This window comes from Terrimonas pollutisoli, assembly GCF_029360765.1.
GTDB classification, from domain to species: Bacteria; Bacteroidota; Bacteroidia; order Chitinophagales; family Chitinophagaceae; genus Terrimonas_B; species Terrimonas_B pollutisoli.
Genome location: NZ_JARKNA010000027.1, coordinates 36,844 through 55,289 on the forward strand (window position 1 = coordinate 36,844; position 18,446 = coordinate 55,289).

The following is an 18,446-nucleotide window of genomic DNA, read 5'->3' on the forward strand; positions in this document are numbered from 1 at the left end:
CTGCTGAATTAAAGAGCTGCTGATAAAATTGAAAAAGCCCTTCTAAAGACCAGCTTTAAAAATTGTTCCTGAGCACTGCTATTGATGCAGTGAACTGCTGAATTAAAATAAAATCAGCGCCGGCAAAATCTTTGTCCCCACAGGATCCTTTGCAAAACACATTTTCAGACAATTCATTCATACGATACCCACATAACTAAAAAGGAGAACCCGGAAAATCCTTTAAAGAGTACGGCGCATTTGCCGAAAGGCGACAGGAGTAGGCACTAAAACAAAACTTTTTACTATGAGAAAGTTTGCATGGCTATTTATAACAGCATTAATTGCTTTATCGCCTGCAGTTTTTTCCCAGCCTCAAAAAATTACTATCAAAGGAAAATTAACCGATGATAAAAATAGTCCTGTGGCTGATGCGTCGGTGATGGTAAAGAATGCAGGCAATGGCACTACCACTGATACCAAAGGAAATTTTCAGTTGACCGTTTCTTCTCTTCCGGTTACACTATTGATCTCCCATATCAGCTTTCTGAATGAGGAAATTAAAGTTGATAACACAAACGAAGTGATCATTAGTATGAAGCCTGTTTCCGGATTGCAGGAAGAAGTATTGCTGGTTACAAAAGGCATTCCTACTAAAATTAAGGATGCTCCTTTTTCTGCAGAAATGATCGGCCACCGGCGCATACGGCAGTTGCCCACTACTTCTGCTTACGATGCCGTTGTTTATCTCAAAGGCGCAGACCAAACCAGTTCAAGCCTTACATTTAAAACACCCAGTACCCGTGGTTTTAACGGAAGTGGCAGCACACGGGTAAATCAATTGGTAGATGGCATGGATAACCAGGCCCCGGGGTTAAATTTCTTTGTAGGCAATTTTGCCGGCCTTACTGAACTGGATATGGAGAGTGTTGAATTATTGCCCGGCGCTTCATCAGCATTGTACGGGCCCGGGGGTATGAATGGCACTGTGCTTATTAACAGTAAAAATCCTTTTAAACACCCGGGATTAAGTGTGATGATAAAACCGGGTATTATGCACCTTGGTAAAGGCGGAAGAGAAAATGCTTCTATGTATAATGATTATTCTTTTCGCTGGGCAAAGAAATTCAATGAAAGAGTTGCATTCAAGCTAAGTGCTCAATACATACAGGCAGATGACTGGCTTGCGGGTGATACATCCAACTATTTGCGTTCAGGGACTTCGGGAAAATTGATACCAGGCACAAGGGCAACCGATCCTAACTATGATGGGGTAAATGTTTATGGAGATGAAACTTCAGTCAATATTCATGATGTTGCCCTATTAATGGAGACAGGTGGTTTCTTACCTCCCGGTGCTTCACAATTGGTACCTGATCTTAATGCATCCCGTACAGGCTACCATGAAAGAGATATAATTGATCCTAAAACAAAAAATATTAAACTATCAGGTGCATTTCATTATAAACTTACTCACAAAATTGAAGCCCAAATAATGGGATATTGGTCAACCGGCAATACGGTTTACACAGATGATAATCGTTATGCATTAAAAGGAATCAAGATTGGGCAATACAAACTCGAATTGAAACACAAGAATTGGTTTTTTAGAACTTATACAACACAGGAAGATGCTGGTGAAGCATATAGCGCAACGGTAGCTACTCAATACTTTAATGAAGCATGGAAACTGAGCCAGCAATGGTATCCTGAATACGTTGGCGCCTTTGTAACAGGAGCCGGACAAATTTTTCAGTCAGTATTAATGAACGGAGGCACCCTTGCACAGGCGCAGGCAGCAGTAGTAAATGCAGCGCCACAGTTGCATGCCGCAGGAAGAGCATACGCCGACCAGGGCCGTCCTGAAGCCGGTTCAGCTTTATTCAATCAAATCTTTGAACAGGTAAGAAAAACTCCCATCCCCAATGGCGGCATGTTCAAAGAAAAATCACAACTATGGATGACGGAAGGACAATATACTCTGGGTGATGCTGCAAGAAATGCCGAAGTCATCGTGGGCGGAAATTATAAAAAATATATTTTGAACTCGTCCGGCACTTTGTTTATTGATACGTTAAAACCTATTGGCATCAATGAAGTGGGAGCTTACTCACAAATAACTAAAAAACTGTTTCAACAAGCACTTACTTTAATTGCCTCTGGCCGTTTTGATAAGAATGAAAATTTCAAAGCCCAATTCACTCCACGATTTGCTGCGCTGATCAGGCTGGCAAAAGACAATAATCTCCGGATGTCATACCAGACAGCTTATCGCTTTCCCGGTAACCTGGCACAATGGATTCGTCTGGATGTAGGTGGTGATTACCTGCTGCTGGGCGGATTGCCTTGGGTAATGGATTATATGCATGCCGATAAAAACCCTGTTTATCAAATCGGAGGTCCCGCAACTCCATATGAATACAAAGAGTTCAAACCTGAAACGATGCGTTCCTTTGAAATCGGTTATAAAGGAGTAATTAAAAACAAACTGTTGATAGATGCTTATGGCTATGTTGGAAAGTATAAAGATTTTATCGGCAGGATAGGATTGTACCAACCTGCTACCGGCGAAGCTTTTTCCATTACAGTTAACAGCAGCAATAAAGTAAAAACCTATGGCTTTGGACTTGGAATGGATTACAGGATGAACAATAACTATTCAGTATTCTTTAATGCCTACTCTGATGTCATCACCGATGTGCCTTCAGGTTTCAAAGCTTATTTCAACGCACCAAAGTATCGTTTCAATACAGGTTTCGGCAATTCAGGATTGGGCAAAAAAGAATTGTTCAGTTTTAATGTGATGATGCGCTGGCAGGATGCATTTGAATGGGAAGGCGAATTGGCAAATGGCCCGCTGGATGCATTCGCTACTGTAGATGCACAGGTGAGTTATAAACTGTCCAAAATCAAATCAACCTTGAGATTGGGTGGAACTAATATTTTCAATCATTACTACAAAAATGCTTACGCTAATCCAGCCATCGGCGGTTTGTACTATGCCGCTTACATCTATAACTTTTAAACAACTCCAATAAACAGTTTCTCCCGTTAATCATTAAACCACCCCGTCCCGGTATCCAACCCGGGACGGTTTCCTGAACCATTAACCCTGTCTGCCGACAGGCAGGCATTAAACCTTCCCTTTTTATGATTCCCACAATTATTTTCCTGCTGCTGCGCAGGTACGGGAAAACTCATCCCGCAAAAGCCGAGCAGCTTGCGCTCCTGCTGCGAAAAGCAGGTAAATTCTTCTTCATATTCATCTTACTTATTCTTACCTGTTATATTGCTTTTTCTCAAACAAGCCAATTGCAATACAGTGTCAAAAGAAAAGGAGCACAGATTGGCATCATCTCCTTTACGCAACAATTTGTTGGTAACAAAAGAGTGTTTAAAGTAGAATCGGAAATAAAAACCAGGATACTTTTTTTGTTTACAGCCATTGGCCAGGAAGAATCGGTATATGAAAATGGCATAATGATATCATCTTTCGTTTATCAAAAGCTGAATGGTAATGAACAGGTGAATAAGAAAACAACCCTGGTTGGCAGGAATTATATTGTTTCAAAAGGAAATCATTCGGAAACACTGAGCAACTATCCAATTTTTTATAACATGATTTGTCTTTATGCAAAAGAACCTGTTGATGTGCCAAAGGTTTATTCTGACAAATCGCAGCAATTCCTCGATATTCAAACTATAGGCGATCATCATTACAGGATCAAATTCCCTGATGGCAATTACAATGAATATTTCTACCAGGATGGGCTCTGCACAAGAGTAGAAGTACATCACAAGTTTTACCGGTCATCATTTGAACTTATAAATTAAATACAATGATACCGGACATTCAATTCATCATACTGGCAATATGTTATTGCCTGCTCTTCCTTCTTTGCTTTGCTGTTTACAAAATGAAAAGCGAAAACCTGGTATCGGAAAAAGTAATGAATGGTAACTGGCTGCTACTTCATTTGCGTCATGCAGGAGGAATTATCATTACGGCTGTTTTGCCTTCTTTTCTTTTACCTGTCATCAGGGAAGATATATTGGCCTGGCCCGCCCCGGTTGACGTAGTTCAGGTGTTCTTTTTGTCCATAACAGCTTTGCTCCTGGTATTATTAGTGATTCAGAACAATCGTGGCCTACTTGCAGAGAGAGCCGTTGTTTATAAATATGCATTTCTTCAGGCAAGCACTCACCTGCTGTTACGATCTTCGTTTTTGGCATGTTATGAATGGTTTTTCAGGGGCTGCATCCTGTTTAGCTGTATAGAAAACTTTGGCGTTATCGCCGCTATCGGCATCAACCTTGTATTGTATGTACTTATCCATTCATTCAATGGAAAAAAAGAAATGTATGGGTCAATTCCCTTTGGTTTGATTCTTTGTGTATTCACTATTTGGTATCAATCGGTTTGGCCGGCCATTTTGCTTCATTTGATGTTGTCATCATCACATGAAGTTTTTCTCTTGTCAGTTTTTTTTAATAAAAAATCAAAACCTGTTTTATGAAAACCCTGGTTACAGGAGCTACCGGCTACGTTGGCCATAATCTTGCACTCAGTTTGGCGCAGAATGGAAACATGGTCAATATTTTAGTAAGAAACACTAATTCTCCCTTAATTCCACAGCATCCGCTGATAAGAATTTTTGCAGGTGATATAACCAAAAAGGAAACGATTCTTCCTGCAATAGAAAATTGCGACACTGTATTTCATACGGCAGCCCTGGTGCGGTTTTGCTCCCGCAGGCCAACTGATTTTTATGATATTAATGTAGAAGGTACCCGTCACATGCTTGATGCAGCCTTGAAAGCAGGAGTAAAAAAGTTTGTTTTCACCAGCACAGGCGGTGTCATCGGCCCTTCCCTGCATAAAGAAATGAGTGAAAACTATCCCCGTGTTGCCGGGTTTACCAACGATTATGATTTGTCAAAATTTCTTGCTGAAAAATTGGTAAAGGAATATGCAGACCTTGGCTTGCACACAGTGATTGTAACTTCCACCAAAGTGTTCGGTCCCGGCATAGATAAGCATCAGTTAAGTGTGAATAGTGTAATCAGGCGTTTCATCTCCGGCAAAATTTCTTTTTGTCCCCGGCCTGATGATTTTGTTTCAAACTATGTATTTATTGATGACCTGGTAAAGGGGCATCTGCTGGCGGCTGTAAGGGGAATAAAAGGAGAAAAGTATATTATTGGTGGCGAAAACCTTTCTTACAAGGAATTTTTTGAAAAGCTTCGCCAGGTTTCCGGCATGCGAGGAATAATCATTCCCATGCCAAAAAGTATTGCCGCTCTGTACGGCGGTTTGCATTTTATTCAGCGCAGGCTTATTGGTAAAGATCCTTTTTTCAATTCCAAAGCTGTCAGCCAGATCTATTGCAATAAATCTTTTACATCGGCAAAGGCGATAGATGAGCTCGGCTATTCTATTGCACCATTTACCGCGGCATTGCAACGAACCATTCATTCATTTAAAATTGAATTGCATGCAAAACAAAGGTTATACCCTCATTACAGGGTCCAGTGAAGGGCTTGGAAAAGCATTCGCTATTGAATGCGCCAAACGAGGTATGAACCTTATATTGGTTGCACTTCCCGGCCCGGAGCTCTATGCACTGGCAGCACTGATAAAGGCCAACTATCCTGTAGAAGTAGTATGTATTGGTAAAGACCTGTGCAGGGATGAAAGCTGCATGGAACTATATGCTGAAGTGGCCGCATTGAATTTACAGGTGAACATGCTGATCAACAATGCAGGTATTGGCAGCACCATATTATTTGAAGAAGGAAGCCCGGTTTTGTTTGAAAAACAGATACGGTTAAATGTATTGGCAACAACGCTGATCACCCGCCTGTTTCTTCCCATGCTTCAGCGTCATGCCCGTTCTTATATATTGAATGTCGGCAGCCTTGCCTCCTTTTTTTACCTGCCTAAAAAACAGGTATATGGCGCTACAAAATCTTTTATTTATTTCTTCTCTAAAAGCCTGAGAGAAGAGTTAAGCAACAGCAATGTGCAGGTAAGTGTTTTATGTCCCGGCGGTATCAACACCAACCCAACCCTTACACTGATGAATAAGACCGGTAACTGTATTTCCCGCTTGTCGGTAATGAATCCCGAAGAGGTGGTGCCCATTGCTATCAATGGCCTGCTCAGTGGGAAAGAAGTGATTATTCCCGGAAGGCTGAACAATTTTTTCATGTTGCTCGATAAAATGTTACCTGCCTTTTTAAAAAAGCTATTGACGGGCAGTACTATGAAAAAATTAGATACGAACAATCAGCTTAGCAGGTACCTGGCACCTTCAATGGTTACTCTGGTTGTTCCTTCGTCTAAGCATAATCTGAATTAACTATATCAAACAATTTCCATTAATCATTAAACCTTTTTGTGAGCACAAGATCTTTTTATGCAAGCTGGAAGACAAGAAGTTTTTCAGAGATGCAATGCTATGCTGTTTTTCTTTTCCTGCTGAGCCCTGTTAGTTACTGCATCATTCAATCCGAAAATAGTATCGGCATTCTTTTTCATGGATTGCTTTTTATGACCGGCTTTATTGTCTTTACTTTTTTAGAATACATTGCCCATCGTTTCTGGATGTATGGCAAGGAAGAAAAACATCCCGGCAAAAGCCTGGAACAACACATGCATCATCACCGGCACCCAACGGAATTAAAGATCACGACAGGTATGAGAAACTTTTTGTTATTAGCCAATATAGTGTTGATTGCGCTGTCATGTTGGTTAGATAATTACTTTACTTTTTTTGCAGGATGTTATTCCGGGTTTGTTTATTACTGTTTTATGCATGTCTTTTTGCATCAGCCCTGGGCTAAAAAGGTTTTTCCTAATCTGCAGTCATCACATATTCATCACCACTGCAAATACCCTGATCGCTGTTTCGGTACCTGCCACACGGGTTGGGACAAACTATTTAATACCAGTGTGCCAAAAACAGTTAAGATTTCAGACGGGATCATTGATTTCTATTTTAGAAAATCGGGACATTAAAAGCCCTGTTTCCAGTACCTTTGCCGCAATTTTGAAAACAGCGTAATGAGTACACAACAATTGTCCGAACAGGAACAACTTCGCCGCGAAAAACTGGCTGAACTGATCATGATGGGAATTGAGCCCTATCCGGCGCCTTTATATCCCGTAAACTCCAACTCAGTTTATATAAAACAAAACTATTCGGAAGAGAGAAAAGAAGAATTTGCAGATGTATGCGTAGCCGGCCGCATCATGAGTGTGAGAGATATGGGGAAAGCCAATTTTGCCGTGATACAGGATGCATATGGAAAAATTCAATTGTATATCCGCCGCGATGATATTTGCCCCGGGGAAGACAAAAGCCTCTATGATATTGTTTGGAAGAAATTGCTGGATATCAGTGATATCATCGGTGTTAGGGGATATGCGTTTATTACCAAAACAGGCGAAACCTCTATCCATGTTAAGGAACTTACGCTGCTGAGCAAATCGTTACGACCACTGCCCATTGTAAAGGAAGCGGAAGGACAGACCTTTGATGCCGTTACGGACCCGGAGTTTCGCTATCGCCAGCGATATGCTGACCTGATCATTAATCCGTCTATCAAAGAAACCTTTATCAAAAGAACAAAACTGATTAACTCTATCCGGGAGTTCTTAAATGCTAAAGGCGCCCTGGAAGTGGACACACCGGTATTGCAAAATATTCCGGGTGGTGCTGCTGCAAGACCCTTCATTACTCACCATAATGCCCTGGATGTTCCTTTCTATTTGCGTGTGGCCAACGAATTATACCTGAAAAGACTGATCGTGGGTGGTTTTGACTGGGTATACGAGTTCAGCCGCAACTTCCGCAACGAAGGTATGGACCGCACACACAACCCGGAATTTACTATTCTTGAATTTTATACTGCCTACAAAGATTATTTGTGGATGATGGAAACAACCGAGCAACTGCTTGAAAAGGCGGCACTGGATGTTTGCCATTCAACCGATGTGCAGGTTGCCGACACAACCATTTCCTTTAAAGCGCCTTTTAAACGCATCAGTATTTACGATGCGATTAAAGAACACACCGGATTTGATGTTAGCAAAATGAATGAAGATCAAATGCGTTCAGTTTGTAAACAACTGCAAATTCATGTTGACAATACCATGGGTAAAGGGAAACTGATCGATGCCATCTTTGGTGAAAAATGCGAGCATCATTATATACAACCTACGTTCATTATTGATTATCCCGTTGAAATGAGCCCACTGACCAAAAAGCACCGGGACAAACAAGGCCTGGTGGAGCGTTTTGAACTCATGATCAACGGTAAAGAGATAGCTAATGCTTACACCGAGTTGAATGACCCGATTGATCAGCGGGAGCGATTTGAAGAGCAGGTGAAATTGATGGAAAGAGGCGATGATGAAGCTATGTTTATTGATTACGATTTCTTAAGGGCCTTAGAATACGGTATGCCTCCGACATCCGGAATTGGTTTTGGGATAGACAGGTTGTGTATGTTACTGACCAACCAACCATCGATCCAGGATGTGCTTTTCTTTCCGCAGATGCGGCCCGAAAAAATACAGGAACAGGTTACTGCCGAATAATAAAAAACCCATCCGTCGCGGCAGATGGGTTTTTTACTCATGTGGATGATCAGGAATTCGGAGTTTCTTCTACCACTTCAAGCCTATTATCTGCTGAAAACTTATCCCGGTAAGCCTGGAATCTTTCGCTTAGATCGTTCACGGATTCAATTCCCTTGTCAATGCTTTCGTGTACATCGGGTAAAGACTGATCAAGCAGTTGAACACCCAGGTTTATATTTTCCGCTTCGATCTGCGACACTTTTTTAAGTACAGAGGTCTGGCTATTCTTCAGATCATCCAGCTCCCGCAGTATTTTATCCATCATTTCGAGCTTTTGCCTTTTTTCCATAATTGAAAGTTTTAGTATGGAAAACAAAGACTATGCAAAAAAGCCGGGTGGGAATAATAAATTTCTAATGTATTGATTATCTGTCGTTAGAATTAGAGCGATATTTCCCGGACTGCTCAATCAACAAACAAATCCCTGTACAATTTTGCCCCTTCTACAACCGAATACTTGCCTAGATCAGTAATACCCTCGGTTGCAAATACTTCCTCGTCAATAAAGCAATTGCCGGTGTACTGAGCAGAAGGCTTGCTGAAAATATAATAAGCTGCATCAGCTAATATTTCCGGGGTACGGCTCATTTTGGCCAATGCTTCGCCACCTAACAGATTTCTTACCGCCGCTGTGTCGATAGTTGTTTTTGGCCAGAGCGCATTGGAAGCAACATTGTATTCTTTCAACTCGGCAGCCCAACCCATCGCCATCATACTCATATTATATTTAGTAATCGTATATGCGATATGACCCTTCAGCCATTTTGGATCCAGGTTAACCGGCGGTGATAAAGTAAGGATATGGGCATTGGAAGATTTTTTTAAATATGGAATGCAAGCTTTTGTTACAAAAAAAGTTCCCCGAACATTGATGTCATGCATTAAGTCAAATCGTTTGGGGTCAGTCTGTTCGGTAGCACTCAATGAAATCGCCGAAGCATTGTTCACTAAAATATCAATACCTCCAAATCTTTCAACCCCTTTGTCCACTACGTTTTGTATTTGATCTTCAAAGCGTATATCACATTGTACGGCCAAAGCCTGTCCGCCAACTCTCTCCATTTCTTCGGCCGCAGAAAAAATAGTACCGCCCAATTTTGCATTTTCCTCCACAGTTTTTGCCGCAATGATAATATTGGCTCCTTCTTTTGCAAGACGAAGTGCTATAGCTTTGCCAATACCGCGGCTGGCTCCGGTAATTAATACAGTTTTGTTTTTCAAAGACATAGCAATTGATTTTGAAACCGGAAGATACAAAAACAGGTGATGCCCGCAGGTGTTTTCATCGTAGATATCCCTTGTTAGCAGTAAATTCAATAGTTAAAGAATCTGTAAAAATTGCTCTGGCACTAAATGAAAACGTAGATTAGTTTTGAGAATGTAGTTGAACGATACCAATTACAGTCCGTTTTAAGCGTCCCGTTTTTGATCCAAATATCCAACAACTGAAAAAGCCTTTTAAGGCTCGTCCTAACCGAAATGCAATCCCGCTCTCCCAAGAGCGGGATTGGTATTTTAATTCTTCGCCAAACGCAGGAGATGGGCCTGGTTCTATTTGTTATTTATTCAGCAAAGCCGCTATCATTTATTTGCCACGTACCAATTGGCGATTTAAATCGAACCGTTTTCAGATCCTGCGTTGCCTCCATTCCTTTACCGCCCGTTAGATCATTACCAGGTGACTTGTATGTTGCCACGCTATCTGTATAGAAGATTTCTTTGTTCTGGTCCCACCACAAATCGTGACAACGGAGTGTATCGCCCTTCACTGTTATCACTACCACACTGTCCCGCAAATAAACTTTGTTAAGAGTCTCAAAGTATTTTCCATACTTAGCATCGAGCTTTGTTTCAATTTTTGTACTGTCGTCATAAAAATCAACATGGAGCTTCTTGGGAAACTCGACATATTGCGTATCCGTCATCACCCGCAACATTAATGGAGCCACCAGCCTGGCTTTCATCACTCCTCCCTGGCTCATATAGCTTTCCACGTTGGTAGCCTCTTCCTGCATCACTTTATTCCTGGTCCATTTATCAATTTCCTCCTGGCTATTTTCACAACTAACAAAACAGCAGCTCAATAATAGGGCTGCTGCAATAAAATATTTCATTATGGAGGAGACTCCGTTAGTCATATTTTCTTTTTGTAAACCAAAGATCGCTTAACGAAAAGCCGGCTGATAACCTGAAGAGATTTTCTTTTAACACATTGTCATTACCCCCACGTTTGATAAACTCAAACGCCAGGTTGATCAGGGTATACTGTTCATTCTGCCGGTTATAATTACGCAAAGGCAATCCCATGCCAAATGACGCTCCAAATACAGGTATTTTATTATCGTTAAAACGGATATACTCAGGACCAAAAAAAGCACCGGCCCTATAAGCTACGTTGCTGAAATAATTTGCTTTGGGGATGGGTCTTAACTGTGTTCCTATTCTTAACTCCCATTTATCCCGTACCGATGGATCTGCCTGTCCATAAGTCCGGTAATCCGTCCATTTAGTATTTGCATAGTCAATCCCGATTAACCAACCGGCTTTTTTGGCAGATACAAATCTCTCCAAAACAAAACCAGCGGTATAAGAGCTTGGGTAAACAATAGGCCCTTTTAAATTCTTTTGATCCAATACACTGTCGATCCTGATATTGCCGGTTGACTCGTCAAAAAAATAAGTTTCGCGGATAATATCTCTTGAAGCGTCAAGGTCCTGTTTCCAGTTACCATTTAAACCAAAGGTCAGGTACAGATCTGGCTTCAACTTGGTTTCATATTGAAGACCTGCATTGAAATATAGGCTGCCGTAGGTTGTCTTCGTTTGAAAGTTTCCACTGGTATATTGTATCGAATCATTGAGGATTGACCGGCGAACACTATAATCTTGTTTTCCAAAAAGATAGCCTCCATTGATACCCAAACTGAGAGCTTGTGTCTTGCTAAAGTTGATTTTAAAACCTGTTCCGGCTGACGCAAGATAGGAACCGCCATCGCCCTGGTTGACGGTGACCGCTGTATCAATATAGCTGCCTGAACCGGGATCTGTTAGCCGCTCAATCTTGTTGATATTATAACTGATCCTTGTTATGGGTCGCAAGCCAAAGCTAATTCCCCAATTGGGCCTGATTGGCAGACCAACCTGCACATGGGAAAACAAGGCATTACTTGCAGAGAACTTCTCGGTAACATTTGGCTCCCGCAAGGTTCGGTTTTCAAAATTTAGCCCGATATCGAGAATTGCCCGGCCCTTTGCTATTTTTTTAGCGGTTTGCTCCTTTAACGTTTGAAACGAACCATAAGAAGCTGGGTTATTGAAATTGATAGAAAGAACATCAGCGTAGCCCGACGAAATGCTGCCCATTCCGCGGCTGTTTATATTAGTTGAAGGAACAATATCACCTAGTCCATAACGGCTGTAAGGTGAGTTATCCTGGGAAAAAACGTGAACAGAACTCAACGAAAAGCAGGCAATTAGTACGAGGTTTATCTTAATCCGGGAAACTTTTAACACATTGATTTTCTTAGAGGTTATTAACTTCGCTGATGGCATAAAGACCCTTAAATATTAAATCAGGGTCTGCAAATATCTTGTTTTTAAGGTGCGAAGCCAAATGCACTATATCTCCCCCGGTTAACAGCACGTTAAAGTTGTCGAATTTTTTAGCGTATTCATCGATAAATCCGTCGATTTCGTAGGCCATTCCGAGCACAGCCCCGCTTAGCATGTTGCTTTTGGTATCATATCCTATCAATGGTACGTTACTATCTGCCTCCACCAAAGGAAGCTTGGCGGTAAAATGATTCATTGCTTTTAAACGCATTTCCATCCCCGGGGAGATACTGCCACCAACCAATTCGTGATACTTATTGATAAAATTATAGGTGATGCAGGTGCCCAGGCCAATAACAAGATTATTGCGGCGGGGATAAAAATGGACGGCCGCTGCAGTTAAGGCCAGCCTGTCTGCTCCAATTGTTTCAGGCTTACCGACAGGAGTGGTGAAAGCAAGTTTGGTTAAATGACTAAGTCGATGAAATTTTGTCTGCTTTGTCAGCAACTCTTCCATAACAGGATTATGATCGATCACCGACGACAGGATCGACTTGCGGGGATTGAAATCATTAATCAGGGCTTGAATTGTTTGATCCGAATCGTCTTTCAGTACGATTATTTTTTCCAGCCCAGCGTTTTTGAAAACAGCGCATTTGCGCCGGGTATTTCCGAAATCAAAACAGAGAGTGACAGACACGAAAATAAAAAGTTTGAATAAAAATATGATTTTTAATGGCATAAACAGATAACCCGCCTATACGCCTGATTTAAATTTATACGTATATTTATAAAAATCGTTTACGATGACAGTAAAATTAAATCTTACCATTAATGAAAAGGTAGCCGCAAAAAGCAAAAAATATGCGGCTAAAAAAGGAGTTTCGGTCAGCAAGCTGGTGGAAGAATACCTGGATAAATTGACTAAAAAGGAAGAAGAGAAAAAGGAAAAAAATTTTGTAAAGAGAAACGCGGGTACATTGCGTATAAAAATAAAATCTGTTGAAAAAGCGAAAAGCGAATATTTAAAAAATAAATATGAACTATAAGGTTTTCCTGGATGTTAATATTCTTATAGACTTTTTTGACGGAAGCAGGCAACATCATGAACCTGCAAAACATTTAATGGAGCTGATCGAAGATGAAACGATAACAGGTTATTTTTCCCAGTCGGTCGTCGACACAACGGTGTACCTGGTACAAAAAGGATATACTCCAAAAGAATTACGAAAAACAATAAAAGAACTCCTTGAAATAGTGACATTGGCTCCTTGTTCTAACAAAACAATTCAGGCGGCTTGTCAGTTGCCAACAAATGATCTCGAAGATGCGGTGCTTTACCAGATTGCCCTTGAAAATCAACTTGATTATTTTATAACCCATGATAAGGCTGCCTATAAGAAATTGAGCAGTCAGGCGCTGCCAGTCGTAACCGCAGGAGAATTCTTCAAAATACTGGCAGAACAATGAAGACTTATTTATCAAGATTAAATCCCGGCAAATCCTTAAAATGTCCGTTGAGTTTTATTTTTTCTTTGAGTTTTTCCATACCGGCTACCGTTGGAATTACCTTAGCCAGGTAGCGTTTTAAATATTCCTGGCGCTGACGCTCATCCAATAAACAAAGCATCTCATACTCCTGTTCGATAGATAAGCCGACGTGATGAGCAATATCAAAACAGCGGATCTGATCGTCTGGCTTTTTAAAATCTTTTTTCACTTTTAACAGCCCATGCAGGTCACGGATACTGGCCATCACTTTACGCATCAGTTCGGGTTTGCCATGCTCATGTGTAGCCGGATAGTTTACGATGGCTCCGCTATATAGTTTATCAGGAATTTCTTTTATCAATTCCAGAATACGAAATACCTGCATTCCCTGCGTTTTGATATCCATTTCACCACTTTCGTAGACCTTGGTCATCTCGGTAATTTGAACCAATGTACCGTTTTCCTGCACTTTGTTATCAATTACTGAAGGAATGCCAAACGGCTTTTTTTGTTCATGACATTCCCTGATCAGTTGTTTATATCTCGGCTCAAAAATATGCAGGTTCAAATCTTCCCCCGGGTATACCACGATGCCTAAAGGAAATATGGGAATGAAATTGGTCATTTCTTAACTATAAAATGAAACTATGAAGTTCCGTAATAACACTGATTAGAGTGCTACTTATTTTTTAACAGTTTCATGGGCGATAACAAAAAATATTCAACTGTAAATCCATGCCAACATTCAATCTTCTTTCTATAAAGGGAAATGGAGTAGTATAAGCTTCTTTGATATGATATCGAAATCCCGCCTTATATATAATTTCCAGGATCAGATGAAGATTTTGGTCCCTATTCTCCATGCTGTGATATTCTATGAACAAATTTTTTACAAATCTCAACTCATCAGCACAGTCGGCAATTACCTTATGCTCGGCTCCTTCTATATCAATCTTTAAAAAATCTATTTCTTCAACCAGGTAGTTTTTAAGCCGGGTTGTCTTTACATCTATGTAGTTGAATTGCCCCGATCTTTCCTGTAATCTTCCTCCTGCTCCGCCTTCAGCCAGGAAAGACAAGGTCTCGTCATCCGCATCCCATACAGCCCGGTTGAGAACCGTCACATCTCCCAGGTTGTAGGACCGGATATTCTTTTCAAGAAATGAAAAAATATAAGGATCCGCTTCAAATCCAATAATTTTTGCACCGGGGAAAAGTGATTTAAAATATAAAATACTCATGCCGATATTGGAACCGCAGTCGATAATAAAAGGAGTCGTCTTGGGTGAGATAAATTTATACACTTCCTCTCTGAACAGCTCTTTTCTTCCCAACCGAAACGAAGCATGGTCATGAACATGTAGGGTGTTCCCTCTGAAAGTAGTTGTATAAGGCGTGAACCTTTTTCTTTTAAACAATTTCATCCGTAGATATTTATTTCCAGGGCTGATGCGCCTTTTTTAAAGGCGGGTAAAGGTATAAAGTTGGTATCATATTCAATAAAGATTCATTTCTTTATACATAATTTCAACCAATTGACAAATGACTTATAAAAGTCTTACTGAAAAGCCGGCTTCAGCTTCCTTTCTATTTTCCATCTGCACTCTTGTCACGAGCAAAGAGGAATACAATATCATGAAACAAAGTTTTGAAGACTGTGGTTTCACTGATCGGTGTGAATACATGATTGCTGATAATTCCAGCGGCAATAAATTCGATGCCTACGAGGCTATAAGGCGTTTTATTGCAGAAGCACAGGGAAAATACCTGGTCATTGTTCACCAGGATGTAAGGTGTATTGACAAAATAGGTCAGTTGGAAAATTGCCTGGACCAATTATCCGCACAGGATGAAAAATGGGCGGTGGCCGGTAATGCTGGTGGTATTGGCTATCATCAATTTGCTCATTATATCAACAATGCAGGAAGAATAATAAAAACAACAAAACTCCCGGCCAGGGTAAGTTCCCTGGATGAAAACTTCCTGGTCATAAAAAAAGAGGCGTCGCTGACAGTTTCTGCTGACATAAAAACTTTTCATCTCTATGGCACAGATATCTGCATCATTGCTGACTTCCTGGGTTACACATCATATGTCATCCCATTTATGGTAAAACATTTAAGCCTCGGCAACCTGAAAGATCTTAAAAAACACGTAGGGGAGTTTGTCAATTTATATGGTAAAAAGATAAGGAGCCGTTATATGGAAACTACCTGCACCAAATTTTATTTGAGTAACTCCGGTTTTAAAAACAAAGTATACAACTCATCGGTTATTTTCTTCCTGGTAAAATTTTGGCAAAAGATCAAATTGGGTTATAAAAGATTATCGGCGCCCAATCCACTTAAAAGAACGATAACAAACGAATAATCTTTTCAGAATCGTATTATTTCTCTTCCTGCTATTGATTGCAACATGCTACTTACAACTTCGTCTACTGACAAGAGTTTTTTGTTAAAAGCTTTTTGATCTAATTCTTTTCTGCAAGCCTGGACACTGTTATAATTTTTAAAAAAAAGCGCCATAGATTTTATATAAGTCCATTTGAAAGTAACAAGATGTACCAGGGCTTCTAAAAACAATTGTACAAACCACAATACTCTTTTCCCTTTTTTTAAATGGATAGCATGCAGGTACATTTTGTTACGGTTATAAATTATTTTAATCCACTTCTTTTTATTTGAGCTATTTATAGTAGCCGATGTCCTATGCCTGCAAACAGCATTGTAGTCAAAGTAACATTTAAATCCAAGCCTCCAGGCCCGGAGTGATAATTCAAAATCCTCTACATAAAAAGGAGAAAACAGTTCGTTGAATCCTCCAATGTCTAAAAAGATTCTTCTATTAAGGAAAGCATTGGCGCCTGATAAATACATTGAGTAGAGTCCGTTGGTCATGGCGGCTTCATCCTTCAGTAAATAGTTGCCTGATGTTTTGATCTTAACGCCGTGAAAGAAAGGATACTTTGCACCATCCTGGATTTTTTCATTATCCCATCCGATGATTCGCCCCATAACACCAAATACATCAGAACGGGTGGTATACTTAAAAAGATGCCTGAAATAATCAGGCTCCAGTTTGACATCACTATTCAATAACAGAACCCAATCATATTTTGCGGAGTAAATGCCTTTGTTAGCGGTGACAGAAAAACCGCTATTGATCTCATTACTTAATATTTTGACAGCAGGAAAATTATTCCTCACTAACTCAACCGACTCGTCTGTCGAACAATCGTCGGCCAAAATGATTTCCGACGCAATACCGCTTTGATTCAACGCCGCTAATACGGTAGGTAGCACCTGTGGCAAAAGAGACAAGCCATTATAGTTTGGAATTACAACTGATATACCCGTTATTGCCGACATGGCCGCAAATATACTACCTGCAATCAGCCATTTTAAATTAATCATTAAGCCTGTTGCTGCTTAACTTTGAACGAAGTAGTCAGCATCATCATGTGGCAAGAATACCTTACCGAAATCAAGAATGGCAATCATAAAACACTGGCCCGCTGTATTTCATTAATCGAAAACGAATACCCGGGTTATGAAGAATTGCTTCAATCATTGCCGCCTTCTCCTACCAAAATCATTGGTATTACTGGCCCGCCCGGCGCCGGAAAGAGCACTTTGGTAGATGCATTGATTGCTTTGCTTGTCGAAAAAGGAAAAGCTGTCGGGGTTCTATGCGTTGACCCCTCTTCACCTTTCAATTTGGGAGCCGTACTGGGTGACAGAATCAGGATGAGTGAGTGGTACACTCATCCCAACATATTTATCCGTTCACTGGCAACACGCGGCTCAATGGGTGGTCTGCACCCGAAGATCATTGAGCTTACCGACCTGATGAAAGCTTTTCCGTTTGATCATATCATTGTTGAAACAGTAGGAGTTGGTCAAAGCGAAATAGAAATCGCGGGGCTTGCTGACTCCACCGTTGTTGTTGTCGTTCCTGAAGCTGGTGATGAAGTGCAAACGATGAAGGCGGGTCTCATGGAAATTGCTGATGTTTTTGTCGTTAATAAAGCTGACCGGCCCGATGCAGATCTGTTTGTAAAAAATTTACGGCAAATGTTGGCGCCGGCTTTTCGAACACACTATCATGAAGTGCCGGTTATAAAAACAATAGCCTCGCAAAAAAAAGGCGTTGATGAATTATTAGATATCATTTTTCATCAATTAAAAAAATCACACCTTACGGATCGAAAATTCTGGCTGCTTGCAGAAAAAGCCTTCTTCCTTATCGAACAAAAACGAATGAAGGGAATTGATAAGTCAATGCTGAAAAAAGAAATCGAAGTTCTTTTTCCAAAAGGCAATTTTAATCTATACCGTTTTATTGCGGATAAATAAAAAAACGAAAGCGGCATTACTGCCGCTTCTGAACTAACTGTTATGAGAATCCACCCTGATACTATGATTTATTGTTTATTCGCATAAAAAGAACCCTCTTCTCCGCCATTGTTCTCCCAGCTTCCTGATAATTTTTTACTGCCTTTGTCAACAAGGGCCGCTACTTCTACCACAGTACCATTCTGGTAATTATAGGTGGCGGAGAAATTATCGCCAGCCAATTGCCAGGTACCAGACGCGGTAACAGTACCATTGCTATTTACCCGTTCTATGGTACCACCCGATTTAATATTTAAGGGCATCTCTATTAACCCGATTTTTAAAAAATTACTTTTCCCGGTTATTTTTTTGGATGCGTCTGACTGGTTTTTTTTGATTTTGTGTTCAACTGAATGATCCTTTCATCTCTTTTTTTGTTTTGA

Annotated in this window: 20 protein-coding genes; 11 read left to right on the forward strand and 9 right to left on the reverse strand. The window is 40.5% G+C overall.

The window, feature by feature from the left end; all coding sequences use genetic code 11:
- Positions 1-286 precede the first annotated feature (286 nt).
- The 7 genes from P2W73_RS24905 (at position 287) to lysS (ending at position 8,584) form a co-directional block, all read left to right on the forward strand.
- The gene (locus P2W73_RS24905; RefSeq protein ID WP_276504820.1) at positions 287-3,004 is read left to right on the forward strand and encodes a TonB-dependent receptor; all 2,718 of its coding nucleotides are present in this window, start codon (positions 287-289) and stop codon (positions 3,002-3,004) included.
- 125 nt (positions 3,005-3,129) lie between these two features.
- On the forward strand, positions 3,130-3,813 hold the full coding sequence (locus tag P2W73_RS24910; RefSeq protein ID WP_276504821.1) for a DUF6134 family protein: 684 nt from the start codon (positions 3,130-3,132) through the stop codon (positions 3,811-3,813).
- A 5-nt stretch (positions 3,814-3,818) separates the two neighbouring features.
- A complete protein-coding gene (locus tag P2W73_RS24915) occupies positions 3,819-4,496 on the forward strand; it encodes a CPBP family intramembrane glutamic endopeptidase (RefSeq protein ID WP_276504822.1) in 678 nt (225 codons plus the stop codon).
- Positions 4,493-5,515 (forward strand): NAD-dependent epimerase/dehydratase family protein, encoded by a 1,023-nt coding sequence (locus P2W73_RS24920; RefSeq protein ID WP_276504823.1) that lies wholly within the window; start codon positions 4,493-4,495, stop codon positions 5,513-5,515. The genes P2W73_RS24915 and P2W73_RS24920 overlap by 4 nt, the downstream gene beginning before the upstream one ends.
- Complete coding sequence (locus P2W73_RS24925; RefSeq protein ID WP_276504824.1) at positions 5,475-6,341, forward strand: SDR family NAD(P)-dependent oxidoreductase; 867 nt, start codon at positions 5,475-5,477, stop codon at positions 6,339-6,341. Before P2W73_RS24920 ends, P2W73_RS24925 begins: the two co-directional genes overlap by 41 nt.
- 38 nt (positions 6,342-6,379) lie before the next feature.
- Complete coding sequence (locus P2W73_RS24930) at positions 6,380-7,000, forward strand: sterol desaturase family protein (protein ID WP_276504825.1); 621 nt, start codon at positions 6,380-6,382, stop codon at positions 6,998-7,000.
- 45 nt (positions 7,001-7,045) lie between these two features.
- A complete protein-coding gene (gene lysS / locus P2W73_RS24935) occupies positions 7,046-8,584 on the forward strand; it encodes a lysine--tRNA ligase (RefSeq protein ID WP_276504826.1) in 1,539 nt (512 codons plus the stop codon).
- Between the two features lie 49 nt (positions 8,585-8,633).
- Here the strand turns inward: lysS and P2W73_RS24940 are convergent, their stop codons facing one another.
- The 5 genes from P2W73_RS24940 to P2W73_RS24960 form a co-directional block, all read right to left on the reverse strand.
- A complete protein-coding gene (locus P2W73_RS24940; protein WP_276504827.1) occupies positions 8,634-8,915 on the reverse strand; it encodes a hypothetical protein in 282 nt (93 codons plus the stop codon).
- Positions 8,916-9,031: 116 nt separating this feature from the next.
- Entirely contained in the window at positions 9,032-9,853 is an 822-nt protein-coding gene (locus P2W73_RS24945) for an SDR family oxidoreductase (protein ID WP_276504828.1), read from the reverse strand.
- A gap of 335 nt (positions 9,854-10,188) precedes the next feature.
- Entirely contained in the window at positions 10,189-10,764 is a 576-nt protein-coding gene (lptC, locus tag P2W73_RS24950) for an LPS export ABC transporter periplasmic protein LptC (RefSeq protein WP_276504829.1), read from the reverse strand.
- A complete protein-coding gene (bamG, locus tag P2W73_RS24955) occupies positions 10,757-12,139 on the reverse strand; it encodes a BamG family beta-barrel-assembly machinery protein (protein ID WP_276504830.1) in 1,383 nt (460 codons plus the stop codon). The genes lptC and bamG overlap by 8 nt, the downstream gene beginning before the upstream one ends.
- A gap of 10 nt (positions 12,140-12,149) precedes the next feature.
- Positions 12,150-12,878 (reverse strand): type III pantothenate kinase, encoded by a 729-nt coding sequence (locus P2W73_RS24960; RefSeq protein WP_276504831.1) that lies wholly within the window; start codon positions 12,876-12,878, stop codon positions 12,150-12,152.
- A 106-nt stretch (positions 12,879-12,984) separates the two neighbouring features.
- Between P2W73_RS24960 and P2W73_RS24965 the strand changes: the two genes are divergently transcribed.
- Positions 12,985-13,227 carry a DUF6364 family protein gene (locus tag P2W73_RS24965; protein WP_276504832.1) on the forward strand — a complete coding sequence of 81 codons (243 nt, stop codon included), beginning with the start codon at positions 12,985-12,987 and terminating at the stop codon, positions 13,225-13,227.
- Positions 13,217-13,648, forward strand: a complete 432-nt coding sequence (locus tag P2W73_RS24970; protein ID WP_276504833.1) for a type II toxin-antitoxin system VapC family toxin — start codon at positions 13,217-13,219, stop codon at positions 13,646-13,648. Before P2W73_RS24965 ends, P2W73_RS24970 begins: the two co-directional genes overlap by 11 nt.
- 4 nt (positions 13,649-13,652) lie before the next feature.
- Here the strand turns inward: P2W73_RS24970 and P2W73_RS24975 are convergent, their stop codons facing one another.
- Entirely contained in the window at positions 13,653-14,294 is a 642-nt protein-coding gene (locus tag P2W73_RS24975; protein ID WP_276504834.1) for an LON peptidase substrate-binding domain-containing protein, read from the reverse strand.
- Positions 14,295-14,367: 73 nt separating this feature from the next.
- Positions 14,368-15,093, reverse strand: a complete 726-nt coding sequence (locus P2W73_RS24980) for an FkbM family methyltransferase (protein WP_276504835.1) — start codon at positions 15,091-15,093, stop codon at positions 14,368-14,370.
- 118 nt (positions 15,094-15,211) lie between these two features.
- Here P2W73_RS24980 and P2W73_RS24985 point away from each other — a divergent pair, with 118 nt between their 5' ends.
- Positions 15,212-16,039, forward strand: coding sequence for a hypothetical protein (locus tag P2W73_RS24985; RefSeq protein WP_276504836.1), 828 nt, complete (start codon positions 15,212-15,214; stop codon positions 16,037-16,039).
- A gap of 5 nt (positions 16,040-16,044) precedes the next feature.
- Here the strand turns inward: P2W73_RS24985 and P2W73_RS24990 are convergent, their stop codons facing one another.
- Positions 16,045-17,082 (reverse strand): glycosyltransferase family 2 protein, encoded by a 1,038-nt coding sequence (locus P2W73_RS24990; RefSeq protein WP_276504837.1) that lies wholly within the window; start codon positions 17,080-17,082, stop codon positions 16,045-16,047.
- A 21-nt stretch (positions 17,083-17,103) separates the two neighbouring features.
- Between P2W73_RS24990 and meaB the strand changes: the two genes are divergently transcribed.
- Entirely contained in the window at positions 17,104-18,024 is a 921-nt protein-coding gene (gene meaB, locus P2W73_RS24995) for a methylmalonyl Co-A mutase-associated GTPase MeaB (protein ID WP_276504838.1), read from the forward strand.
- A gap of 68 nt (positions 18,025-18,092) precedes the next feature.
- On the opposite strand, the gene P2W73_RS25000 is transcribed toward meaB, so the two are convergent.
- Positions 18,093-18,326, reverse strand: coding sequence for a hypothetical protein (locus P2W73_RS25000; protein WP_276504839.1), 234 nt, complete (start codon positions 18,324-18,326; stop codon positions 18,093-18,095).
- Positions 18,327-18,446 lie beyond the last annotated feature (120 nt).